10 protein-coding genes and 1 pseudogene are annotated in these 17,142 nt (G+C 54.3%); 5 read left to right on the top strand and 6 right to left on the bottom strand.

From position 1 onward, the window contains the following. Window positions 1-163: 163 nt before the first annotated feature. Window positions 164-1,084, top strand: coding sequence for a DMT family transporter (locus tag DPF_RS08790; RefSeq protein WP_069859156.1), 921 nt, complete (start codon window positions 164-166; stop codon window positions 1,082-1,084). On the opposite strand, the gene DPF_RS08785 is transcribed toward DPF_RS08790, so the two are convergent. Next, window positions 1,038-1,742, bottom strand: coding sequence for an arylesterase (locus DPF_RS08785; protein WP_069859153.1), 705 nt, complete (start codon window positions 1,740-1,742; stop codon window positions 1,038-1,040). The genes DPF_RS08790 and DPF_RS08785 overlap by 47 nt on opposite strands. On the opposite strand from DPF_RS08785, the gene DPF_RS08780 reads away from it, so the two are divergent. Both DPF_RS08780 and DPF_RS08775 read left to right on the top strand, forming a co-directional pair. Continuing rightward, the gene (locus DPF_RS08780; RefSeq protein WP_069859151.1) at window positions 1,741-2,433 is read left to right on the top strand and encodes an ABC transporter ATP-binding protein; all 693 of its coding nucleotides are present in this window, start codon (window positions 1,741-1,743) and stop codon (window positions 2,431-2,433) included. The genes DPF_RS08785 and DPF_RS08780 overlap by 2 nt on opposite strands. Further along, window positions 2,426-4,951 (top strand): ABC transporter permease, encoded by a 2,526-nt coding sequence (locus DPF_RS08775; RefSeq protein WP_176724217.1) that lies wholly within the window; start codon window positions 2,426-2,428, stop codon window positions 4,949-4,951. Before DPF_RS08780 ends, DPF_RS08775 begins: the two co-directional genes overlap by 8 nt. Window positions 4,952-5,004: 53 nt before the next feature. On the opposite strand, the gene DPF_RS08770 is transcribed toward DPF_RS08775, so the two are convergent. Continuing rightward, window positions 5,005-7,017 (bottom strand): monovalent cation:proton antiporter family protein, encoded by a 2,013-nt coding sequence (locus tag DPF_RS08770; protein WP_069859147.1) that lies wholly within the window; start codon window positions 7,015-7,017, stop codon window positions 5,005-5,007. A 200-nt stretch (window positions 7,018-7,217) separates the two neighbouring features. On the opposite strand from DPF_RS08770, the gene DPF_RS08765 reads away from it, so the two are divergent. Then, window positions 7,218-8,642 carry an MFS transporter gene (locus DPF_RS08765; RefSeq protein ID WP_218069976.1) on the top strand — a complete coding sequence of 475 codons (1,425 nt, stop codon included), beginning with the start codon at window positions 7,218-7,220 and terminating at the stop codon, window positions 8,640-8,642. Between the two features lie 142 nt (window positions 8,643-8,784). On the opposite strand, the gene DPF_RS08760 is transcribed toward DPF_RS08765, so the two are convergent. Together DPF_RS08760 and DPF_RS08755 are read right to left on the bottom strand one after the other, a co-directional pair. Continuing rightward, window positions 8,785-9,429 carry a four helix bundle suffix domain-containing protein gene (locus DPF_RS08760; RefSeq protein ID WP_069859143.1) on the bottom strand — a complete coding sequence of 215 codons (645 nt, stop codon included), beginning with the start codon at window positions 9,427-9,429 and terminating at the stop codon, window positions 8,785-8,787. Window positions 9,430-9,882: 453 nt separating this feature from the next. After that, complete coding sequence (locus DPF_RS08755; RefSeq protein ID WP_069859142.1) at window positions 9,883-11,052, bottom strand: Fic family protein; 1,170 nt, start codon at window positions 11,050-11,052, stop codon at window positions 9,883-9,885. A gap of 179 nt (window positions 11,053-11,231) precedes the next feature. Here DPF_RS08755 and DPF_RS14305 point away from each other — a divergent pair. Further along, a pseudogene (locus DPF_RS14305) lies at window positions 11,232-11,711 on the top strand (ISL3 family transposase). A 59-nt stretch (window positions 11,712-11,770) separates the two neighbouring features. Here the strand turns inward: DPF_RS14305 and DPF_RS08745 are convergent. After that, window positions 11,771-13,222 (bottom strand): AAA family ATPase, encoded by a 1,452-nt coding sequence (locus DPF_RS08745; RefSeq protein WP_069859138.1) that lies wholly within the window; start codon window positions 13,220-13,222, stop codon window positions 11,771-11,773. A 391-nt stretch (window positions 13,223-13,613) separates the two neighbouring features. Then, window positions 13,614-17,141 (bottom strand): Eco57I restriction-modification methylase domain-containing protein, encoded by a 3,528-nt coding sequence (locus DPF_RS08740; RefSeq protein ID WP_069859136.1) that lies wholly within the window; start codon window positions 17,139-17,141, stop codon window positions 13,614-13,616. Between the last annotated feature and the right edge of the window lies 1 nt (window position 17,142).

The following is a 17,142-nucleotide window of genomic DNA, read 5'->3' as shown; positions in this document are numbered from 1 at the left end:
TTCCCGGGCCAATGGTCAAGGGAAAGGCGGTTGGAGGCGTAAGCGCATTATGCTGAAGATTTATGCGCATCATGCTGCCTGATCATTTTGCTGGCAGAATCCTTGAGGATCAGATGCAGTATGTTGTTGTAGTGCTTGTTGCAAGATGCAGGGAATATTCGTGGTGAAAACATTCAGTCTTTTTGGCTCTGACACAATGCCGGTTCTCGGCTTGATTCTGGCCATGCTGCTTTGGGGAAGTTCTTTTCTGGCTTTGAAGATTGCCTTTACCGGATTCGATCCTTTGGTGACCATCTGGGCACGGATGCTCATTGCCTTTTTCGTCTTTGTCTGTGTATGGAAACGGTTTTCCCGGGTCGTGTATCTGCCCGGGGACTGGAAATATCTCGTGCTCATGGCCTTGTGCGAACCCTGCATGTATTTTACCTTTGAGGCCTATGCCCTGACCCAGACAACTGCCTCCCAGGCCGGGATGATCACGGCCATGCTTCCCCTGATCGTTGCCCTCATGGCCCGTTTTTTTCTCGGAGAACGCATCAGCAGGCGAACCATGACCGGGTTTTGCGTGGCCATTTCCGGTGCGGTGCTCATGAGTCTGAACGGAACCCCCGAGGCCGGTGCGCCCCGTCCGCTTCTGGGGAACATTCTCGAACTGGGTGCCATGTGCTGGGGAGCGGGATACACCATCTGTCTGAAAAAATTGAGTGCGCGGTATCCACCCCTTTTTCTCACGGCGGTCCAGACACTGGTGGGGAGTGTCTTTTTTACGGTTCCTGTTGTGAGTCTGCCCTGGATTCATTTTCCCGAGACCCTTCCCCTTATCCCGGTTCTGGCCATTGTGTATCTGGCCGTGGCCGTGAGCATGGGCGCGTATGGGTTGTACAACTTTGGCGTGAGCAGGCTTCCTGCCGGCCAGGCCTCGGCCTTTACCAATCTTGTTCCTGTTTTTGCCCTGTTTTTGGGCTGGCTGGTCTTTGAAGAAACTCTGCTGCCCCTGCAATGGGTGGGAGCCGCTTGCGTCATGGTCGGGGTGGTGATCAGTCGGGACGGTCGTGCTCCAGGGAGTGAACAGACTCGGACATGATATCGTCAAGAAGGGATGTTACCTGGGGCAGGATGTTGGCAACCATTTTGTCCACGCCCTGGGGATTGGGGTGGAGACCGTCGTCCAGGGTCAGGCGCGGGTTGCCCAGAATGTCCTTGAGAAATGCAGGATACAGGGGAATAGTGAATTGTTCGGCCAGTTCCTCGTACATGGCGGAAAAGGTCCGGGCGTATTGGGGCCCGAAATTGCCGGGCGGTGTTATGCCGCACAAAAGCACGCGGCTTCCTGTGGCAAGACATGCCTTGATCATGGCTGCAAGATTGTCGCGTATGATGGCCGGGTCGATGCCCCGAAGGGCGTCATTGGCTCCCAGTTCCAGAATGACCAGGTGGGGCGTGTCTTCCAGGGACCAGGCCAGACGGGATCGGCCCGCACTGGTGGTGTCTCCGGAAATCCCGGCATTGGTCACCCGGACATCATATCCTTCCTGGAGCAGGGCGGCCTCGAGCCGGGAGGCAAAGGATTTCTGCGGGCCAAGGCGGTATCCGGCAGTCAGACTGTCTCCAAAGGCGAGAATGTGCATGGTTGGGGTTGAATCCGGGGATTGAGCGTGTGCCGGCAGACCGGCAGGAACGATGAACAAACAGCCAACAAGGAGCAGGATGCGAGTCCATGCTCCCCACAGGAATGGTGTCATGAAATCACCCGTTGTCGAACTTGTTAACATCCATGTAACGCTAACCGGGCCGGGCGGTGAGGTCAATATCCTGCGGGGAATCGATCTTGTTCTTCCCCAGGGGGAGACCCTGGCCATTGTGGGCCCGTCGGGTTCGGGCAAGACCACCACCATGATGGTCATGGCCGGTCTTGAACGTCCCACTTCCGGTGAGGTGCGTATTGCCGGCACCCGTCTGGACAACATGACCGAAAATCAGCTGGCCCGGTTCAGGCGGGCGAATATGGGCATTGTATTTCAGTCGTTTCATCTCATCGGTTCCATGACCGCCTTGGAAAACACGGCCCTGCCCCTGGAGTTCGCGCGCAAGCCCCACCCCCTCAAGCGGGCACGCGAGGCCCTGGACGCCGTGGGACTTGCCGCACGGAGCAACCATTATCCGGCCCAGCTTTCCGGTGGCGAGCAGCAGCGGGTTGCCCTGGCAAGGGCATTTGTCACCCGGCCCAAGGTCATCCTGGCCGATGAGCCCACCGGCAACCTGGATCAGGATACCGGCAAACGGGTCATGCAGACGTTGTTCGAGCTTCACCGAAACCATGGTACCGGGCTTGTTCTCATCACCCATGATCAGGGGCTTGCCAAGCTGTGTTCGCGAACGTTGCGCATGATTTCGGGCAAGGTGCAGGATATCGGGGAGGATGAATATGCCTAGAACCGGGACACGCCTGGTGCCGCCCGCCCTGGTCATCTGCTGGCGCGAGCTCCGGCAGGGCAAGGGCGAATTCGGGGTCTTTCTGGCCTGCCTGATCCTTGGGGTCTTTGCCATAACCGGGGTGGGCTCTTTTTCCCAGGCAGCCCGCCAGGGGCTTCTTGCCGACGCCCGGTCCATTATGGGCGGAGATGTGGAGGTGATGCTCACCTCCAGGCAGATGACAACGGAACAACATGCGTTTTTTGCGGGTTTTGGAACCATAAGTCAGGTGGCCGAGACCCGGACCATGGCCCGTTTCGGGGATGATGCCCTTCTTGTGGAATTAAAGGGGGTCGATGGCAACTATCCCTTGTATGGACAGGTTCAAACACGTGAAGGAATAGAACCTGGTGCGCTTTTGGGTAATGAGGGGGATCTCCCCTTGTGTTTTGTGGAGGGCCTGCTCCTAGATCGTCTCGGGGTGCATGTGGGTGAAGTCATTGGCGTGGGCGGGATGCCCTTTCGCATTGGCGGCGTGCTCACTTTTGAACCCGACAGGATTGTCCAGGCGTTTTCCCTGGGGCCCCGGGTCATGGTGGCTCTCAAGGACTTGAATCGTTCCGACCTTGCCAAGCCGGGCAATCTGGTCAGGTATCGCTACCGGGTGAAAATGGATGGGGGTGACGCCCAACAGCTTGTGGCCCTGGCCAAGGAGCGCTTTCCCCATGCCGGCTGGGCTATTCGTGATTTTTCCCGGGCCGCGCCCAGTATACGCAGACTTCTGGAGCGGTTAGATATCAATTTGACCCTCATGGGCCTGGCGGCCCTGCTGATCGGCGGCCTGGGCATTTCCGGTGCGGTAAGGGGGTATATTGGCAGGCGCATCAAACGCATTGCCGTGATGAAATGCGTGGGGGGGACCGCAGGCGTACTTTTGTGGGCCTATTTTCTGCAAATCCTGCTGCTGGGCGCCCTGGGATCCGGGATCGGCATGGTACTGGGCGCTCTGGTTCCGACCCTGGCGGCCCTGTTCTTTTCGGAGGTTCTGCCCATTTCCCTGCGTACGGGCGTGTATGTGGAACCCATGATTCGGGCCGGTTTATTCGGCATATGCACCACCATGGCCTTTTGTTCGGGAACTCTGGTTCGGGCGGTGAGCGTATCGCCAGCCACCCTGTTTCGGGGATACGTGGATCAGGATCAGGGCGGCGGGTTTCTGGCCAGGGTTTTGCCCGGGCTGTTTTTTGCCCTGCTCGTCATTTTTGTGATGACCTTTACCGAAAACACCCGCCTGGCCCTGGGATTCATTCTGGGCACTCTGGGATGTTTCGTGGTTTTTGCCCTGGCAGCCAGGGGATTGTGCTGGCTGGCAGCCCATGTTCCGTATCTGCCCTATGCCTGGGCGCGTCTTGGCCTGGGCCAGATTGTCCGGCCTGGTGCACCCACAACCAGTCTTGTATTTGCTCTGGGCCTTGGACTGACCTGTCTGGTTGCGGTTGCCCTGGTCAACGCCAATCTGACCCGGGCCCTTTCAAGGGACGTGGCCGACAAGGCACCGAGCTTTTTTTTCATGGATATCCAGCAGCATGAAACCGCCCGGTTCATGGAGGTTGTTGGAGGGATAAGCGGTCCCGAAAACATGAGTGCACGCCCGGTCATCCGGGGAAGGATCATGAAAATAGCCGGGAAAAACGTGGAACAGGTCGTCATTGATCCCGAGGTGTCCTGGGCTGTTCGGGGCGATCGCATGCTCACCTATGCCGGTGCCATGCCCGAGGATACGATCATTGCCCGGGGAATCTGGTGGCCGGAGGATTATAAGGGCAAGCCCCTCATCTCCCTGACCTCTGATCTTGCCCGGGGGTTTGGCGTGGATGTGGGCGATACCCTGACGGTGAATGTGCTTGGCCGCAACATCACCGCAACCATCGCCAATATCCGGGATGTGGACTGGACCACTCTGGCCATGCAGTTTGCCATCATTTTTGCCCCGGGTGTGCTGGACAAGGCCCCGGGAACCACTCTGGCAGCCGTCAGGGCGACTCCCGAGCAGGAATCGCGGATTTTCGGCGTGGTCAGTGATCTCTTCCCCACGGTTGCCATCATCCGCATCAAGGATGTTCTTGATCATGTGGGCGCGTTGTTCGGGCGCATGGCCCGTGTTTTCCAATCCGTGTCGGCACTGGCCCTTGTAAGCGGATTTCTGGTTCTTGCCGGGGCCTTTTCAGCGGATCAGCACCGCAGGATCTATGATGCCGTCATCTACAAAGTCTGCGGGGCCACACGCAAGGATATCATCCTTGCATTGATGACGGAATTCGCTGTCATAGGGCTGGGAGCGGGGTGTATCGGCTGCCTGACAGGCAGCCTGGCAGCCTGGGGGGTGATTGCCGGGTTCATGCACATGCCCTTTGTGGTGGATCCCCTGCTGGCCGTGACCACGGTGATTGCCGGGATTGTCATGGCTGTGGGCCTGGGACTTCTGGGAACCATCCGGGCCCTTGGCAAGAAACCGGCCGGGTACCTGCGCAACGAGTAACCCGGTGCAACGTTGTGGGCGCGCCAGGGGAGACCCGAGTCAGACCATGGTGTTCATGAACGGCATTGGTTCAAAGGGCCGGGGTCCTGCATGGTGATGGGCGACCATGAACCCGGGCTGAAGGTGGCAAAAAAAGTCTCCCTGGCCTTGTCCGTGCCGATGATGGCCAGGGTGTCACCTCCCTGGATGGTGAAATCGGCTCCGGGATTGAGAATGAGCTCCTGGTTGCGGACCACCCCGAGAACGGACGTGCCGGTTGTTTTGCGGATGGCGTTTTCTTCCAGGGTGCGGCCGGCCAGGGGGCTTTTGGCATCTATGGTGACCCATTGGAGATCAAACATGTCGCTTGCCGTCTGCATGCGTTCAAACAGGCTGGATTCTTCATGCTGTTCGGGGGTTGCATTCCACCGTTCACGAAGGGTTTGTATGTACTCATGAATGCGCGTTGCCGGGATATGCAGATGAACCAGGGTCTTGCGGGTCATTTCAAGGCTTGCTTCAACTTCGGGGAGCACGATTTCGCTGACACCGAGTTCCTGAAGTTCCTTGAAGGATTCCCGGGTGGAAGTGCGGGCCACAATGGGGAGGTCTTTGTGGTGTTGTCTGACCCTGACGGCCACGCTTCTGGTCTGCAGGGTGTCCGGCAGGGTAATGACCATGAGGGAAGCGGCGTGAAGGGAGGCTGCCTCCAGAACGATCTCATGGGTTGCATCCCCGTAGATTGTCGGAATATTGTCTTTTTGTGCCAGTTCCACCCGGTTTTGATCCAGTTCTATGACCACAAAGGGAAGATTCAGGCAGGAGAGCACCCTGGCAACCTGGGAGCCGATGCGGCCGTATCCGGCCACAATGACGTGATGATGCAGACCGCTGGGCGGGACATTGATGGTTTCCAGGCGTTCGTGCCTGAAGTAGCGTTTTTTGAGGGCGTACAACCTGGCTGTCATGGAGGAGACAAGGGGGGTAAGGACCATGGTGACCACGGTAAGGGTCAAGATCAGTGAAAAGAGCTCCCGGTCAATGGATCCCTGGTTGACGCCGATGCGGGCGAGAACAAAGGAAAATTCACCGATCTGGAACATGCCCAGCCCCACGGCCAGGGGAATCACATTGCCATACTTGAACACCCTGGCGATGGTGGCAAAGATGATTCCCTTGCCGAATCCAATGGTCAGAACCAGAATGAGGATTTCTCCGAAATGATGGAACAGGAAGCGGGGATCAAGCAACATGCCCACTGAGGCGAAAAAGAGCAGGCCGAACAGATCGCGCAGGGGAATGATGTCGCTTAGGGCCTGATGCCCATATTCGGATTCGCTGAGAACCATGCCGGCCACAAAGGCCCCAAAGGCAAAGGAAAGCCCGAACAGATGGGTCAGGTAGCCGATGCCAAGGCCGATGGCGGTGATGGCGATGAGAAAGAGTTCCCTGGAACCCATCCGGGCGATATGGGTCATGAGTCGAGGCAAAAGGCGGGTCCCCAGGATGATCATGGACGCGATGAAGATGATCGCCTTGATCCCTGCATAGCCCAGTTCCGACAGTCCCATGTCCGGATTGTCCAGCTTGGGCAGGATGATCATGAGCGGGATCACGGCAAGATCCTGGACAATGAGCATGCCGATCATGACCTTGCTGGAAAGGGTTCCCAGCCATCCTTGATTCATGAGGGTCTTCAGGATGACCATGGTGCTGGAAAGGGAGATGAGTCCGCCAATCCACAAGGACTGGCGCCAGGCCAGCCCCATGGTCTGTCCGATGCCAAAACCCAGTGCGATGCACAAGAGAATTTGAATGGGCGTCCCGATGAGGGCGATTTTTTTGACCGGTTTGAGATCCTTGAGGGAAAATTCCAGGCCCAGGGCAAAAAGCAGCAGGGCCACACCGATTTCGGCCAAAAGTTCGATTTCATGGGTGCTTGAGACGGTCAGTCCGCCGGTGTGGGGGCCAAGGAGCACTCCTGCCAGGACGTAGCCCAGAATGACCGGCTGACCCAACCGATGCATGAGCAGGCCGCTGAAAAACGAGGTGACCACAAGAAGGATGATGTCGGTTGTAATGCCCATATCTGGTATGTCCCCAAAAGAGGGGAAACGGCCTCTGGCCGAACCCGTGTCTTCTTTGTATTTGATGGATGCGCCGGAGAGGATGCGTGGGGTGTGTTTTTTAACATCCTGTTATCATGAAACTATCCGGTCAGGAAATGGGTATGAGGAATATACCCGTATCCCCGTAAACCCGCAAGAAGGGCGCAAAGGCTCCCATTATGCATGTAACCAACCCATCAGACAAGCCCCAAGAACCCCTTATGGGCTGCCATGAGAATCCGGATCTTGAACGGTCCGTGCTCATGGTGGTCTGTCTGACCACTTTTGTGACCCCTTTCATGCTTTCGGGGATCAATATTGCCCTGCCTCACATCCAATCGACCTTTGCAAGCAGTGCGGTTGCCCTTTCCTGGGTGACCACTTCCTATCTCCTGGCAACAGCGGTGTTTCTGGTTCCCATGGGCCGATTGGCCGACATGTATGGCCGTTGGCGATTTTTCCTCGCCGGTGTTGTGCTCTTTGTGGTTTCTTCCCTTGGTTCCGGCCTTGCCGGATCCATGTCCATGCTTCTTGCCATGCGGGTGGTGCAGGGCCTTGGCGGGGCCATGATCCAGTGCACAGGGGTGGCCATACTGGCCTGCGTGTTCCCGCCCGCCTTCAGGGGGCGGGCCATGGGATTTCAGGTGGCGTCCGTGTATCTGGGGCTTTCCCTGGGACCTTTTGTGGGGGGCTGGATGACCAATATGCTGGGATGGAGATCAGTCTTTCTGACGGGTTCGGCCGTGGGACTGTACGCTTTTGGGCTGGCGTGTGTCCGGCTTCCCCGGGAGGAGGACACAACGCAAGGGGAAAGATTCGATCTGGCCGGTTCCGTGATCTATGGCCTTTCCCTGGCTGGTCTGGTCATTGGGGCGCCCAGACTCCCCGGGCTATCCGGATGGCTGCTGGTTATGGGCGGTGTGGCCGGGCTGGTGGTTTTCATCCGCATGCAAAAGCAGGGGGCTTTCCCGGTTGTGAACATGCGTATCTTTACCGGAAATCGGGTGTTTGCTTTTTCCAACCTGGCCGCCCTGATCCATTATTCCGGTTCGTATGCGGTTATGTTTCTGCTCAGCTTGTATTTGCAGTACATCAAGGGGATGCAGGCTCATACGGCCGGCATGATCCTCGTTTGCCAACCCGTGTTCCAGGCCGTGCTATCTCCTTTGGCCGGCCGCCTGTCCGACAGGATGGAACCCGGTATCATCGCCTCGGTGGGCATGGGCATGACCGCTTTGGGATTGATTGGGTTCGCCTTTCTGGACGAGGGGTTTCCCCTGCTGGCAATCATGAGCATTCTTTGTTTCATGGGCATCGGGTTTGCCTTGTTTTCTTCGCCCAACATGAACGCCATCATGGGTTCGGTAACCAGGAAAAATTATGGATTGGCCGCAGGCATTTCTTCCACCATGCGTACCCTGGGCATGCTGGTAAGCATGGGAACCTCAACGGTTCTTTTTGCCGCCATGCTTGGAACAGCCCCCATTGAACCGGCGACGTACCCGATTTTTCTGCACACAGTGCGGCTGTGTTTTCTTGTTTTTGCATGCATGTGCGCGGTGGGGATCATTTTTTCCCTGGTGCGGGGAAAGATCCATGGATAAAGAGGAGGGCGCTGCATCGGCAAAGAAGTTTGCTGATCCTGCAACAATGCTGTGGAGACCCAGTGATCCTGGAACGATGTAACGGGACAACGGGGCGCAAACAAATGCTGGACCAGTGTGTCTTCGGTGTAGGGAGTCGGGGTCATTGCCCCTGCCTCCTCCGCTTGGCCGAGCGCACCCGGTACAGACGCTCGGTAAATCCGCCTTGGGTTTCAAAGTCCTGAGCCAACCGCTCGACCTGGCGATCAAGCAGTGAGCAGGCCACCGTCAGCAGGGTCAGGGCGGCGTTGGCGGAAAGTTCGGGGTAGATTCTGGTGGACAGCGTGGACGCCATGGACGCGGTGGACGGCTTCCGGATTTGTCCACACCGCCCATCCTGTCCACATTGGCCACTTTTCTTCACCACTTTCACCACCCATGCCGCCACCTCGTCGGCGGTTCGGCAACGTTGATCGATCAACGCCTGCCGCAGCGGATTATCCCTCTCCCACTGCGCCAGCCCCCGCTGGCGCAGAAAATCCTCATAGTCGAGCTTCAATTCCTCCAAACTGGCGCGTGCCACCTGGGTGAGCTTAAGTTCCATCTTTTTTGAGGTGGCCGACGCCTGCGACCCTTCGGCGATGTTCTGCACCCCGCTGCGCGCCGCCTGTACCATCTGGTCATGGGTGCGGCTGCGGCGGTCGATGTACCGGTTGCAGAACCGCACCGTCACGTCATAGACAAGCTGCGCCACCTGGAAGCTCTTCAGTTTGCGGTACCCGCCATGTTTGGGAATCAGCTCAGACATGGTTCCCCCCTGTTACGTTCCGCCCACACCGTCCACCAGGTCGCACCCCGTTTGATCCTGCAAGTTACCCCCAAATTTTTTGGGTTCAGCGTTACACCCTTGGAAAGTAACAGGCACAAAAAAACCGTTTAGCTTGAAATTTCAACGCGTTCAAGTCTAAGCGGTATATTTTGGACATACAAAAACAAGGGACTGGTGGAGCAAACAGCTCTCGACCGCGACCCTGTCTCCGACCGCAAACCATCCCGTAACACATTGAAAATAAGGGCTTCACATAGAAAGTCGAGTCACGCCCCAAGTTCCCACCCGGGAAGCAACTTTTCTCTCCCGATTTCCAAGCTCCAAACGAGGATGCTGGGTTTGCAGCATAATCGGATACCAACGGCCTCGTCACAACCCTGTCCTGTTTCTCCGTACATCCGGTTCGATTCCGCAAACCGGAATCGAACCGGCCTACCTACCCGGCAGTTCCGTACCGCGACTCATGATCTCGATATAGTCGACATAACTGAACAGGCGGTTACGCTTCTGGGCGGTCAGCTCCTTGACGATGCCAAGCTGTTCCAAGTGGCCGAGTGCCTTGTTGACCGTGGCCGGGGTGATGCCGGTCTTCTCCACCAACGAGCCCGAGGTGGCGATGGGATGCTCCATAAGCGCCCGGTGAACCTGCAGGGTGGATGCCGCAGCCCGTCCCAGACCACTGATCTTGTCACGGTCCTGGTTCGACAGGTCGAGAAGCTGCTGCGCCGTTTCCACCGCCTGGGTGGCGGTGACGATCACGGCCTCGGCGAAGAAGTCGAGCCAAGCCTCCCAATCGCCGGTCATCCGTACGTTGTTGAGCAGTTCGTAGTAATACTGGCGGTGCGTCTTGAAATAGAGGCTGAGGTAGAGCATCGGCTCCCGCAGCACCTTCTGCTCGCATAGGAGTAACGTGATCAACAGTCGACCGAGACGGCCGTTACCGTCCAGAAATGGGTGGATCGTCTCGAACTGCACATGGGCCAGCGCCGCCTTGAGCAGCACCGGGGTCGGCTCCGGTTGGTCATGGAGGAAGAGCTCCAGCTTGCTCATGCACTCCAGTACATCTTCGGGCGGAGGCGGAACAAAGGCCGCGTTGCCCGGCCGGGTGCCGCCGATCCAGTTCTGGCTGCGCCTCAATTCGCCAGGGGTTTGATTGCTTCCCCGGCCCTTGGTCAGCAGCACACCGTGGATGTCACGGAACAAGCGTAGCGACAGCGGCAGACCTTCCTCCAGCAGGCGCAGACCATGGTCGAGGGCCGCAACATAGTTGCTGACCTCCCGCACGTCGTTCAGTGGCACGCCGGGTTTCTGATCCAGCTCGAACAGCAGCAGGTCGGAAAGCGACGATTGCGTCCCCTCGATCATGGAGGAGAGCACCGCTTCCTTGCGGACGTACATGTAGAGGAACAGCGAGGTGTCCGGCAGCAAGGTCGAGACACTGTCCAGACGCCCGAGCGCCAGCAGCGCCTGGTCGAACTTGCTGCGCAGCTCCGGCGACCAGTTGATGGGTGGATATGGCGGCAACGGCGCGGGAACGAAGGCCTGGGCCTTCTCACCCACCGTCGATATGGTCACGTATTTGCCTTGGAGTTCTCGCTTCATCCTGCCTGCCTCGAACCTAAAATAAGGTTTGTCTTTATTTTATTTTCACTGCATATCCTAAAATAAAGAATCGAGAAGGAAAAATCAAGCGGATTTCCCCATTGGCCGTTTCGATTTCCTCAAAAAGCCCCCTTTTGTGGGTGATCAATTGAGGCGACAACTTTCCTGACACAGGGGGTATCCGAAGGAGCCTCTACAGGGAACTAAATGACACCATGCGCAAGAAAGTCTTGAAGGGATCACGTTGGATTCTGATGAAGAATCCCGACAACCTCAGTAAAGAGCGTGATGAGCAGGAACTCCTGAAGGAAGCCTTACGGCTCAACGAGCCACTAGCCACAGCGTATTACATGAAAGAGGATTTACGCCAGATATGGGAGTAGCCCAACAAACAAACAGCTGAAAAAGTTCTGGAATCCTGGATCGAGACGGCGCTGTCCTCAGATATACAACAGCTCGTGAAAATGGGAAAAACCATGGCCCTACATCGTCGGAGTATCCCTGATTGGTATGATCATCCTATCTCGTCAGGGCCCATGGAAGGCACAAACAATAAAATCAAAAAAATGAAAAGACAGGCATACGGCTTCAGGGATATGGAATTCTTCAAGCTCAGAATCTTGGGAATCCATGAGGCTAAGTACGCTATTATCGGATGAACCAAAAAGGAGAACCTTCTCTATTTCAAGAGGAAGTGTTATATTAAGTCGAAACTAATTCATTTCAGTTCATCTTTCAGTTTCGCAACCATCTGTATGGTTTTTTCAAGTTCTGTACGGATTTCGTAGCGCTCAGTATTGTAATGACAGAAAGGGTTCAACACCAGGGATCGATAGGTTTCTATTTTTGCTTTCAAATCAGGATCTATGTCCTCTTTCATTACATTCCAAAAATCTTCTGTTGTGTACTTATTGAGCTTAGATTTGAACACCACGGCCTTTTTTTTCTTTTCGCAGTACTGCCTGATGATTTTTTCAAAGGCGGCTCGAACATACACTGCAGCCGCTTTGTAGTCGTTTTGTCCCAAGTGTTTTTTCGCCTTGGTGAGCAGATTCTGGTTGTCGAAAATCACCGGAACTTCAAATCCCTCATAACTGCTCGAAACATAAAACTCCATGGTTTTCCATTCGGATTTTCCCTCGAGGAAGCTTTTGGCGTATTCGAACCAAGGTTTGTCATAGGTGGTGATAAAAATCTGGTATTCCGGAAATTCCTTTTCCAAAATTTTTAGTAAAGGCAGACGATTAGCAATATCAAGCCCAATGAAAATGTCATCCAAAAAGAGTACTTTGCAGGGGATACCTTGGACATGGCGCTTGATCATGCCCAGGTAAATGGAAATGGCAATGGCCGACAGCCGCGCCTCGTTCAAAAATAAGTGGGGTTTTTCAATACGCTTGCCGGCATAACTGAGCTCAACCCGTACCTGGTTACCTTCTAACCCTTGGTAATCGTTAGTGGGCCGTACCTGGGCAAAGCGAAGCACCAACTCGACGTTGTGGCCGAAATAATCGAGAAAGGGCCGCGCGTGTTTGAGAATATATTCTGGGCTGTCCGGATGAAACAGTTCACCAAAGGCCTCGTTGAACGTTTTGATGGCCGCATTCACGTCTGATCTTTTCTTGTTGATTGGGTACTCCTTGCCAGTGCTGCGGACAACAGCCTCCTCGACATCGTCCCAAAGTGCGCCCAGTTCCTTGCCTGCAGTGAGCGAGTATTTGAAATGTTTGAGCACTCCCTTGACCAGAAGATTGAACAGGTTGATCTCGTCGTCTTTTTTCAGGTGGTGAATGGCCAGCAGATGTTTGTAAGTAAGGAAGCTTTTAAGCCGGTTGCCATCCCGAATGCTGGTGTCGCCTGCGGCGCGAGTATCGTTTGTAGAGCAATCAAAGCGATAGGTTTTCTTCCGCTTCTGCCCCAGGTTGTTCGGTTTGAAAGTAACCTTGACGGCAGTCTTACCGCTTTTGTCTGATGGGACAAACAGGTTTTCCAGTTGAGCGAGGTCAATGTCCTCCATGGACGATTGAAAAAAATCTTTCAGGGCGTAGTAAAGTGAACTTTTGCCGCTGCCGTTTTCTCCATAGATAAAGAGATTCTTTCCCCCCACGTCGATTCTGTGGGTGCCAAGAAAGGCTTTGTAGTTGGTGACTTCGATGGTATGAATTTTCATGAATTACACCTGTCCGGCAGTATCCTTGTTGCGCAACGCTTTTTTACTGTTCATCTGCACCAGTGGTCTGCTATAGCACAATGTATTATCAAGTCATATTATAAACCTCATTCTTTATTTTTAATCTACTAAAAAAAGTTTTTTATATTGAATGGTAAACCAATATTTCTATTTATTGATTTGTAGTTTGTGCTTGATGACCATCTCAATGAACTCGTATTTGAAGATAGTTCTGAATATGTTTCTCTGGATTTATTTCGCCTCTTTTTGCTTTTGTTGAAGTTGGATAAAGAGCTTTTATTAGTTTGCAACTTTTATCTGCAGTTTCGCCTGTGGCTTACGCAGAAAATGTAGTCCTATTGTTTTTTAATTTTTTTTTCATCCCAATTCACTATTTTTTAATCGCTTCCCGGATGGTTCGCACCACCTCGACGCTGTCCAGAGTTTCTATGGCGTTTCGTACCGGATGGGTCGGATCGTACAGACGGTTAAACTCGCGCTGGATGATGGTGAGTTTTTCTTCATCGCTCATGTTGTCGTTGATGGGGGCAAGTTCGCCCATTCGGGAGGGGATCTCTTTCCCCGCGGCCCGCATCTCTTCGGGGAAGTAAAGTTCATAGACCAGACCGTCGATGAGTTGTTCGAAAAAGGCGGATTGGAGTTTCTGGTCTTTTTTCGTTGTGATGAGAGCGTAGTCGGCCAATATCTCAAATGGTTTTTTTCGGGGGGTGTCTAATTTCGGAACCGGTAGATTTTCAACGAACATGGGTTTGTACTCAAAATAGCCCCCATTCCGGGTAACGCCTAAGGAACGAATGTAATAATCTCCAACTGTCGAGTTGAGAATTGCAAGCAGAAAGCGATCACCACCGGCAATGAGGGGGCTTGGTGCGTTGATATGCATGCCTGCTGGGGCCAAGGCGAATTGACTGCTGAGGGCAAGATTTCCCCAGACAATTTTCTCCTTCGCAAACTCACCATAATAGGCGATCTGGTCTTGGGTCTCGAACCACTTGTTTCCTGTTTTTTTACGACTTTTGACGACATTGCCTTTCTCGTCCCTGCTGATGACCTCGCCGGTCTGATGCAGTTTGCGACCGAATGATTTCAGGTAATCCCTCACGGCCTGATAATCGTCGATATTCAGATTCAAAGCGGGAAAGGTGGCAATCAGCCACAAATTCGCAAAATCCACCCGGTAGCGCTTGATGTCGCGCCCGCGCAGGATGGGTTTGATGATCTCGGCGGATTTGGGGTCGGCGGCGATAAGCTCGTCCTTTTTTTTGCCGTCGATGATGAATGCCTGGTTGAAGCCGGTTTTAATACCGTAATTGATGGCGATGTTCCACTCCCTGAGCGGGGTGCCGACCAGCTCGATGCGTTTTTTGATTTCGTAATGGCGCTTGTCGCTGATCACCCAGCTCTCGCCGGAAAGATTGTCCAGCTCGATGCTGTGCTTTGCCACAAAGGTATCCAGCGGTGTTCCCCGGGTGAAGGCCGGGCTGATCAGGCAGGCGCGAACCGGTTTGGTCCGTTTGCGTTTTTCAAAGAGCAGGACGTTGGTATCCACAGTAGCGGTCTCAAAGACTTGGAAGCTGGAAAAATCGATCAAGGTGATCGGCTGTGTTTCCGTGCTGAAAAATTTTCGCAACTTCTTGCCGTAGGCTGCCCGCATCCACTTGTTGGAGGTGATGAAGGCTAGAACACCTTTGTCACACAGAATGCTGTGCCCCTTCTCGTAGAACAGACCGTAGATGTCGCCGGTCTTGGCAAAAGTTTGATATTTCTGTTTTTCCCAATCCTTTTGAATCTGTTGTCCTGAAAATTTCTGGATCTGCACATAGGGCGGGTTGCCGATCACCACGTCAAAACCGCCCTTTTCGTGCCAGATCTCGGAAAAAAAGACCTTGAAATCAAAATTTTTCCTGCCGTTGGTTATCCGGGTTATGAGCGTTTCGATCTCTTCGTGTAATCGTTTCTTATCATTCCGATTGGTAGCGTTGAAGTAATCCTTTTTTTTCTTTTCAAGTTCATTGAAGAGCAGGCGGTTGCACAGATCAACCTCTATGCCAAGCAACGAATCCCCGCACACGATCTTGTAATCGAGGTTGGGCAGGGGCTCGATGGTGTCGTAACGTTCCTCGTCCACGATCATGGAAAGCCACAGGCGCAACCGGGCGATGTCGATGGCCGAAGGGTCGATGTCCACGCCGTAGATAGATTCCCGAATGGCGTGACGCTTGAGTTCGTAGGCGCTCCTGGTGTTGTCGGAATGCGGGGCTAGAGCCATCCGGGCAGCCACGATTTCGTGCAGCAGCCCCACGGGGAAGGCGCCGGAGCCGATGGCTGGATCACAGACCTTGATCTCGGCCAATGCCTGGTCGATCTCCTTAGCGTATTTCCGCACTGCCTCAGGTAACTGGAATTTGTATTCCCTGGTTTCCTTGCCTCTGTTGAGCACCCGGGTATCGTTTTCCAGGGCCAGGTGTCCTTTGCGGATCAGGGTTTCGATATCCTCTTTTGGAACTTTTATGTCCTGATGCTCGGCGGTTCGTTTGAGTTGGTTCTTGCGGCCTTCGTTGCCGAATGGGCTGGTCAGGGGAGAATCGATCTTTTGGTAGCTCGTAGGGTAGCTGTTCAGCCTGCTGTCCAGGTAGTGGATCAGGCTTTCCTGACACATGTAGTGGACTATCTGCCTGGGGGTGTAGAAGGCGCCCTTGGATTTGCGTTCGGTGATCTCCAGCATGTTCTCGAACACCTTGCCGAGCATTTCCGGGTCGATGGCCACTTCTTTTTCCAGAGGCTCGTCTTCTTTGATGGTAAAGTTGTAACGATCAAAAACATCGAGGATGCCGGTGCCGGTATCGCCCGCCTTGTTTTTTTCGTTGTTGTGGAACAGGTTGTTGGGCAGATCGATGGACTCATTTTGCCAGTCGTATTCGGCCTCGAACAGGCCACCGTTTAGAAAGGGGATTTTACAGTCGAAGCGGGAATAGTAGTTCGGGTTTTTTCCTTGACGTTCCAGGGCCAAGGCCTCGTAGAAAAGGTATTGCAGAAAGTCATGAAAATAACTGCCGCTGCTTTGCACAATCTGGTCGAAGCGTTCACGTAGGAATCGCCTGGAACCCTCGCCCCAATTTTTTTCTTTGGGCACGCCAAGCCAGCCTTTTTTTTGCAGAAAATAAAGAAACACGATCTGGCCGAGGAGTTTTTTGGCAAAGCGGCTGACAGCCTGATCGGTCTCTGGTTCGGTTTTGCACTGAAAAAAATTCTGGTTTTTAAGATGACTGGCCAGCTTGAGAAACAACTGCTTGTACTGCTCGAAAAACTCGTCCGAGACTTTTTCTACGGAAAAGGCCGCCTCGATCTGGTCGATGCGTGGATCAGCGTAATCCATGGTTAAAATGGGTAGCAGTTGCCGGGCTGCGGTGTGGCTGTTTTCATGCACGCCGACCAGATAAGAATAACGGCGCGCCGGGGTCAGCTCTTGTTTGAGCCGGACCTTGCCTTTATCGTCCTTGTAGGCTTCGTGCTCGATCTTGACAAAAGAAAAACGCCAGTCCGCGCCTTCGTCGTCCCTGGCATAAAAAGCGATCAGCGACGCCTCCTTTTCAAACTGCTTGAGCCGGTTGACGGCAAAGTTGCGTAGGGCAGAGCGAGCCCGCTCCAGCTTGGCCAGGGTTTTGACTTCGACCACCAGCAGATCCAGCGGCTCGCCGTCCGGGTCCACATATTTTCCGATGCGCCAATATTGGTTCACATGTGGCTTGAAGGCGTCGGGGATGTAGTTGCCGGTGTAGTGGCGGCTGCGCGGTTCAAAACGGTTGAGCAGGTTGCGTAAAAAGTGTTCATAGCGCTGCCGGCCGAAGGGGTTTGTAAACAGATTGCGGATCAGTTCTTTTGCCTGGCTGGTGTCCATG

This window comes from Desulfoplanes formicivorans (genome assembly GCF_001748225.1).
Taxonomy (GTDB): domain Bacteria; phylum Desulfobacterota; class Desulfovibrionia; order Desulfovibrionales; family Desulfomicrobiaceae; genus Desulfoplanes; species Desulfoplanes formicivorans.
Note: the sequence above shows the minus strand (reverse complement) of the source record. Positions and strands in the feature narration are given on the sequence as shown.